Source organism: Agathobacter rectalis ATCC 33656 (assembly GCF_000020605.1).
GTDB classification, from domain to species: domain Bacteria; phylum Bacillota; class Clostridia; order Lachnospirales; family Lachnospiraceae; genus Roseburia; species Roseburia rectalis.
The window spans coordinates 1,418,069-1,425,000 of sequence record NC_012781.1 but is presented as its reverse complement, the minus strand read 5'-3'; the positions used below and the strand labels follow the sequence as shown (position 1 = coordinate 1,425,000).

Below are 6,932 nucleotides of genomic sequence, written 5' to 3'. Positions count from 1 at the left end.
TCCGTAGCTCCTCAAACAATTCTGCAAGCAGATTGTTTTCATCGCTTTCGCACAAATTCTGAATTTACTGTTTTAAAGGTCTTCAATTTTCATTGAAGCGTTCTGATTGATTCTCAAAATCTTTCAAGGTTTCTCACTGTTCAGTTATCAATGTTCTTTAGTTCATTGCCTCGCGACAACGATTGATATGATATCAAACTTTCAAGTGTTTGTCAACAACTTTTTTAAGTTTTTTTATCAAGCAGGGCTACAAGGATTCGAACCTTGAAATGACGGAGTCAGAGTCCGTTGCCTTACCATTTGGCGATAGCCCTATATGAAGCGCAGGGGGTGGGATTCGAACCCACGCGCCCTTGCGGACAAACGGTTTTCAAGACCGCCTCGTTATGACCACTTCGATACCCCTGCACGAGAGCGGGTGATGGGAATCGAACCCACGTATCCAGCTTGGAAGGCTGGTGTTCTACCATTGAACTACACCCGCATATTTAATTGTTCACAAGTCGGGGTGACAGGATTCGAACCTGCGACCTCCTGGTCCCAAACCAGGCGCTCTAGCCAAGCTGAGCCACACCCCGATATGCTGTTTTGCTGTTTCGTTTTTGTTGCCTCACCGAAGCGACTTCGATATAATATCACCCTATTCTATACTTGTCAACACTTTTTTACATTTTTTTGAAATTAATTTTTCAAATACGACACATCCCGCGTTTTTACAATGTTTTCGATAACCTGAAATAACAGTTTTACTGACTCCTTAAATGATTTATTAACCTCACTTTCTGCTGCATGAAATCGGAACAGACAGCTATGTCATGACCGCCGGCGGCCGGAAGACCGACCACGTGCTCAAGTCTGTATACAGGCATGCTCAAAAGGACAAGAAAGAGGTGCGGTTTTGCAAGAAAAAAAGGCGGTTTTATCACAAACCGCCTTTTAGTGGACTAGACGGGAGTCGAACCCGTGTCCGAAATACAATTCCCTGTCCTTCTACGAGTGTAGTTTATTATTTAACATTCCCTCTGCCACACGATAACAAACAACCTTGTGGTTTCAGTAGCTTCATGATACGCCCGATGGCTCAAAGCTTTGCCAACGTCGTTTCTCACATAGTCGAAGCCTGGGTCCTAAAGTGTGAGTGCTCTAGGTCAGACTGCTGCCATTAGGCAGCGTATGCTAAATTATCTTCAGCGTTTAATTTTAATTTGGCCATTTAACGCATCGCCATACGACTCGCTTCTCCAGCTGCATGTACCCCGTCGAAACCTTTACTAGCCCATATTCATTTTTTGCTAACCAAGATTTCTGATTTTGAAATCTCTCTGTGCCTCTCGCTTTTGGTCCTTCTTGGCTATGTCTGCTCTCTTATCATAAAGCTTCTTACCTTTGGCAAGTGCTATCTCTACTTTGACCAGACTCCCCTTAAAGTATACCTCCACCGGCACAATTGTGAAACCCTTTTCCTTCATCTTTGATGAAAGCTTCTCGATTTCCTTCTTGTGGAGCAAAAGCTTTTTAGGTCTGAGTGGATCCTTGTTGAAGATATTTCCCTTCTCATATGGTGTGATATGCATGCCATACAGGATAATCTCACCGTTCTCAATACGGATGAATGACTCCTTTATGCTGCCCTTTCCCATTCGAAGTGACTTCACCTCAGTTCCTGCAAGTGAAATACCGGCTTCGTATTTCTCAAGCAAAAAGTAATCGTGATAGACCTTTTTGTTGTTGGCTATTAATTTCTTTGGTTCCTTAGCCATGTCGGTATCTCCTTTCCTCAAACTGCTTTACAATACTAACACATTTTTTTACAATTGCCAATATCTAAAACGTAAATTATTGTAAACCGCTGGTTCACATTTCTTTTTATTTACACTATATAATATATTATGACATCTTTTTCAATAAATCTATCGCACAACGACCGACAAATAACAGATAATCAAATAAGTATTTTTAAATCATAAAAAAATTTCGTCATTATTGTCATATTATTCCGCCGGTTTAAAATCAATTGTACGCATAATTTTGTCAGCACTGTCCACAACAACCTTAATTTTTTGTCCAAGCTTGTATCTCTTATTGGTGGCTGTACCGGCTAGCTCATAGGTATCCTCGTAAAACTCATAGAAATCATCTGTCAGGTCTGTCACGCGCACAAGACCCTCAACTGTATTTGGAAGCTCCACGAAAAAGCCCCACTCCGTGACACCTGATATAACTCCTTCAAAGCATTCACCAATATGATTTGACATGTATTCACATTTTTTAAGCTTGACTGTTTCACGCTCTGCCTCTTCTGCACGTCGTTCGGTCTCACTTGCCTGCTTTGCAACAGCATCGAGTATAGACTCATAGTGCTCCCTACGGTTATCATTCATCCTGCCGCGGATATTTTCCTTGATGATACGGTGTATCTGCAAATCAGGATATCTGCGGATTGGTGATGTAAAGTGACAATAATAATTCGCTGCCAGTCCAAAATGTCCTGTACATGCTGTTGTATATCGTGCCTGTTTCATAGAGCGCAGTGTCAGTCTGCTTATCAGCGATTCCTCGTCTGTGCCGTCCACCTTCATCAAAAGCTTCTGAAGCTCCTTTGGGTGTACCTCATCAGCTCCAATATGAAGCGTATAGCCAAAATTATTGATAAATGTGGAAAGCTTTGCGATTTTTTCTGAGTCTGGCTTGTCATGTGTTCTGTATACAAAAGGTATTTCCTGCCAGAAATAATCCTCAGCCACAGTTTCATTTGCTATAAGCATAAAATCCTCAATGAGCTTTGTTGCCACATTTCTGTCATACGGCTTTATATCTATCGGATGACCATCTTCATCGAGCACGACTTTAGTCTCCGGAAAGTCAAAGTCTATAGAACCCCGTTTCATTCTCTTTTTGCGTAGAATTGCTGCAAGCTCTGCCATTTTTTCAAACATAGGCACAAGCTCCTTATATTCTTCAATCACAGCGGCATCCTTATCTGCAAGAATCTTTTTTACATTTGTGTACGTCATCCTGCGGTTTGTCTTTATGACTGTCTCTGCAATCTTATGATCGATAACTTCACCCTTTTTATTTATTGTCATAATGCATGAAAGAGCCAGCCTGTCACATCCCTCATTCAAGGAGCATATGCCATTTGAAAGCTCTCTTGGAAGCATAGGAATTACTCTGTCTACAAGATAAACCGATGTTCCTCTCTTAAGAGCCTCCACATCAAGGGCACTGTGCTCCTGCACATAATTCGACACATCTGCTATGTGTACTCCAAGTACATAATTATCGCCATCCATGTATAAAGACACGGCATCATCAAGATCCTTTGCATCCTCTCCGTCTATCGTGACCATCATCCAGTCGCGTAAATCCATCCTGCCGGCCATATCCGCAGGTGTCACATCCTTTGCCACATTCTGCACCTGATGCATGATTTTCTCCGAAAAATCCACCGGCAGATCATAAGCCTTTACTATAGAAAGAATATCTGTACCCGGGTCATCTATATGTCCGATTATTTCAACAACCTTGCCCTCCGGCTTTTTGCCCTTTTTACCATAGCTTGTGATTTCAACCACTACCTTATGGCCCGACATAGCACCCTTTGAGCGTTCCTTTGGTATGAAAATATCTGTGCCAAATCTGGTATTGTCAGGCACTGCAAAACCAAAATTATCACTTGCCTCATAGGTGCAGACTACCTGCTTCATGCCTCGCTCTATGACGGAAACAACCTTTCCCTCCTTGCGGCGTCCTGTTGTGACAGGTGAGATTGTAATCTCAACAGTATCCATGTGCATCGCACCATTTACATACTCTGCCGGGATAAAAATATCATCAGGCTCTCCCTCCACAGTGACAAAGCCAAATCCCCTTTGATGCGCTGTGAATACGCCGACTGTCTTTTTGATTTCCGACTTTGAATATTTCCCGCGCTTTGAGAGTGTTATCCTTCCCTCTGCCTGCAAATCCAAAAGAATCTGTTCAAGCTGAGGTCTGTCCTCTTTTTTTACTCCTAGTACTATGCAAAGTTCCTTGATTTTCATCGGAACATACATGTCATCACACATGAAGTCATAGACCATCTTTTTTCGTGTTTCATATTTATCTATATTACTCATTATCTCTCCTTTTCGTTGCCCCATCTGATTTCAAATGCACAGACTTTAAATAAAATTTCCTCCATTGACATTTTCATCCTATGAATGTTGATTTTATATCACATCAACCTGCAACGAAAACCTCGAATTTCATCATCTGGATGTTGATGCGATAAAAAAGACTGCCGATTTCTCGACAGTCTAAGTATTTACCATATTCCCATATTTAAAGCAATTGAAATAATAAAGAAAAGAACAACACATACAATGGTCGCCTTAACCAGACGTCCTTCCTTTGAACGTCCCTTGTTCTTGCCCCAATATGTATCAGCAACTCCGGCGATAGTGCCAAGTCCTGCTGACTTACCCTCCTGGAAAAGAATAACTATAGTAATTACTACACTGACGATTATAAATAATACCGATAAAACAATTTTTAAAGTTGCCACGATAAGACCTCCTAATTTCAATTCTAAATAACAGAACTAATATACTACGTTTTTATTGCACAGTCAAGAGTTTTATACTGTATGTAACAGATTTTCACACTTTATGCAATGGCTATCTTGCTCTTACAGTATGGACATTCCTTTGTGTCAGGCTCTTTTTCCTCTTTGTGTCCAAATCTCTCTCCTGCTGCATTCATAGCCTTTACTATGCAAAATACGATGAGTGCCATGATAAGGAAATTGACTACTGCGGTAAGAAACTTTTCATCACTAGTATCCTTTCTTTTTGCTCTCTTCTTTTGATAATCTAAACCATTTTTAATATTATACATTTTTCCATTTTATTTTACAAGAAAATACATTATAATATAATTAAAAAAAGAAACAACTTTATATTTAGGAGATTTTTATGAAGTGCATACTGTATAAAAAAGCACTTCCACTCATATTATTATCATGCCTTTTGCTTGGTGCATGCGGTAATTCCAAAAATGACAGTGTATCTAAGGAGCCTCTTTCCCATACTTCTACCGAAAAGGGCACCTGGGACTCTGCTCCAAAGGTGCTTACTCCAACTGCCGACGGCACACAAACCTATACATGTGATGTAGCCAGTATCGATGCTTCAAACAGCGGCAGCGGCTATATCATAGTGAATTATCACGGTTCTAATCAAAAGGTCAAGCTTCAGATAACCGGGCCTGACAGTGTCACGTACACCTTTGATCTGCATGGAGGAAATGAAGTGTTTCCTCTGGTTGCTTCAAGTGGTTCGTATACTGTAACCGTGTTTGAAAATGTTGAGGGGACACAATATGCCACCGTGCTGTCGCAGGTGATTTCTGTCTCCATCACCGATGAATTCGGACCGTATCTGTACCCTAACCAGTATGTAAATTTCACTGCCGATTCTCCGGCTGTGAAGGAAGGCAGCTCACTGGCGTACTACTGCAGCAGCGATACTGAGGTCGTGGAAAGTGTATACAATTATATCATTTCAAACTTCAAATACGACTATGACAAGGCTAAAAATGTCAAAAGCGGCTATCTGCCTGATGTGGACAAGGTCTTTACCGAAAATACCGGTATATGCTTTGACTATGCGGCAGTCATGGCCACTATGCTAAGGACTCAGGCTATTCCCACACGTTTAGAGGTAGGATATGCCGGTGAAGAATATCATGCCTGGATCAGTACTTATATAAAGGACAAGGGCTGGATAAACGGCATCATCGAGTTTGATGGTACCTCATGGAACATGCTGGATCCAACATTTGCATCTACCAGTGATTCGCCAAAGAAGTTCATAGCACAAAAAAGTGATTACATTACCAAATACGTCTATTAGGAGGACATAAATGTCTAGAAAATCCAAGATTTTAAGCAATGCAGAGCTTTCTGCCTTCTGTCAGCAGATTTCTCTTATCATAGCAGCCGGGCTTCCTACATACTATGGTGTTTCCATATTATGTGATGAAGCACCTGATAAGCAGACACGTGATCTACTTGAGCAGATATATAAGCCAATGGAGCTTGGTGCAACGCTTCACAGTGCACTTAAAGATACAGGATACTTTCCAAAATATATGATAAATATGATACAGCTGGGTGAAGAAACCGGCCGTCTTGAAGAGGTCTTAAACTCACTCTCAAAGTACTATGACCGCGAAGACGAAATAGCTTCAGGCATCAAAAGTGCCGTTGCCTATCCTCTCGTGCTTTCTGCCGTGATGATTGCCGTTATTGTCGTAATGATTGCCAAGGTTTTACCTGTATTTTCACAGATATATGCAGAGCTTGGAAGTGAGCTTACCGGCACTGCTGCCGTGCTCATGAAGCTCAGTGAATACATCAATAGATATTTGCTTGTCATTATAGCTTTCATGCTCTTTGCCGCACTGGTTCTTTTTATATTTTTTAAGACACTCTTCGGAAAAAAGTTTCTTATGAAAACTGCTCTTTCCATGTCAATCGCATCCAGCCGCTTTGCAAACTGCATGTTTTTAGCACTCTCAAGCGGACTCGACACAGACCGTGGTCTTGATCTGGCACAGGCTCTTGTAAACAATCCTGTCCTTGATTCTAAAATAAATGACTGCCGTAAAAATATATCTAACGGCGAGACATTTTCGGAGGCACTGCTGCACTCCAATATTTTTTCAAAGATGTACTCAAGCTGGATTGCAATCGGCAGCAAAACCGGGTCTATGGACGAGGTCATGCAGCATATATGTACATCCTGTGAGGATGACACAGATGCAAGGCTGTCACGATTCATATCAGTGATTGAACCTGCCATGGTTATCCTGCTTTGTATATTCATTGGCTTCATACTAGTATCATTTTTACTCCCACTGCTTGGAATTATATCAAGCATAGGATAGCT

General features: G+C 41.3%; 6 protein-coding genes, 4 tRNA genes and 1 other RNA gene. 2 read left to right on the top strand and 9 right to left on the bottom strand.

The features are described 5' to 3' along the window. Positions 1 to 242 precede the first annotated feature (242 nt). The 9 genes from EUBREC_RS06905 to EUBREC_RS06870 all read right to left on the bottom strand — a co-directional run bounded on the left by EUBREC_RS06905 (position 243) and on the right by EUBREC_RS06870 (position 4,878). Positions 243 to 314 (bottom strand) — tRNA-Gln (locus EUBREC_RS06905). Between the two features lie 8 nt (positions 315 to 322). Further along, positions 323 to 408, bottom strand: a tRNA-Ser gene (locus tag EUBREC_RS06900). Between the two features lie 5 nt (positions 409 to 413). Next, positions 414 to 484 (bottom strand) — tRNA-Gly (locus EUBREC_RS06895). A gap of 19 nt (positions 485 to 503) precedes the next feature. Next, positions 504 to 578: transfer RNA gene (locus EUBREC_RS06890), tRNA-Pro, on the bottom strand. A gap of 359 nt (positions 579 to 937) precedes the next feature. After that, positions 938 to 1,278: a transfer-messenger RNA gene (ssrA, locus tag EUBREC_RS16965) on the bottom strand. Positions 1,279 to 1,292: 14 nt separating this feature from the next. Next, on the bottom strand, positions 1,293 to 1,760 hold the full coding sequence (smpB, locus tag EUBREC_RS06885; RefSeq protein WP_012742392.1) for an SsrA-binding protein SmpB: 468 nt from the start codon (positions 1,758 to 1,760) through the stop codon (positions 1,293 to 1,295). 231 nt (positions 1,761 to 1,991) lie between these two features. Continuing rightward, positions 1,992 to 4,118: a ribonuclease R gene (gene rnr, locus EUBREC_RS06880; protein WP_041254006.1), complete on the bottom strand. Its 2,127-nt coding sequence runs from the start codon at positions 4,116 to 4,118 to the stop codon at positions 1,992 to 1,994. Between the two features lie 188 nt (positions 4,119 to 4,306). Continuing rightward, positions 4,307 to 4,546, bottom strand: a complete 240-nt coding sequence (gene secG, locus EUBREC_RS06875; protein ID WP_041254004.1) for a preprotein translocase subunit SecG — start codon at positions 4,544 to 4,546, stop codon at positions 4,307 to 4,309. A gap of 101 nt (positions 4,547 to 4,647) precedes the next feature. Next, positions 4,648 to 4,878: an MscL family protein gene (locus EUBREC_RS06870; RefSeq protein WP_012742389.1), complete on the bottom strand. Its 231-nt coding sequence runs from the start codon at positions 4,876 to 4,878 to the stop codon at positions 4,648 to 4,650. 77 nt (positions 4,879 to 4,955) lie between these two features. Between EUBREC_RS06870 and EUBREC_RS06865 the strand changes: the two genes are divergently transcribed. Together EUBREC_RS06865 and EUBREC_RS06860 are read left to right on the top strand one after the other, a co-directional pair. Next, the gene (locus tag EUBREC_RS06865) at positions 4,956 to 5,894 is read left to right on the top strand and encodes a transglutaminase-like domain-containing protein (protein ID WP_012742388.1); all 939 of its coding nucleotides are present in this window, start codon (positions 4,956 to 4,958) and stop codon (positions 5,892 to 5,894) included. 10 nt (positions 5,895 to 5,904) lie between these two features. Then, positions 5,905 to 6,930 carry a type II secretion system F family protein gene (locus EUBREC_RS06860; RefSeq protein WP_012742387.1) on the top strand — a complete coding sequence of 342 codons (1,026 nt, stop codon included), beginning with the start codon at positions 5,905 to 5,907 and terminating at the stop codon, positions 6,928 to 6,930. Positions 6,931 to 6,932 lie beyond the last annotated feature (2 nt).

Bases quoted from the DNA above. Each gene is read 5' to 3' on its own strand.
- rnr (WP_041254006.1), bottom strand. From the start codon at position 4,118: ATGAGTAATATAGATAAATATGAAACACGAAAAAAGATGGTCTATGAC.
- EUBREC_RS06860 (WP_012742387.1), top strand. From the start codon at position 5,905: ATGTCTAGAAAATCCAAGATTTTAAGCAATGCAGAGCTTTCTGCCTTC.
- EUBREC_RS06865 (WP_012742388.1), top strand. From the start codon at position 4,956: ATGAAGTGCATACTGTATAAAAAAGCACTTCCACTCATATTATTATCA.
- EUBREC_RS06870 (WP_012742389.1), bottom strand. From the start codon at position 4,878: ATGTATAATATTAAAAATGGTTTAGATTATCAAAAGAAGAGAGCAAAA.
- smpB (WP_012742392.1), bottom strand. From the start codon at position 1,760: ATGGCTAAGGAACCAAAGAAATTAATAGCCAACAACAAAAAGGTCTAT.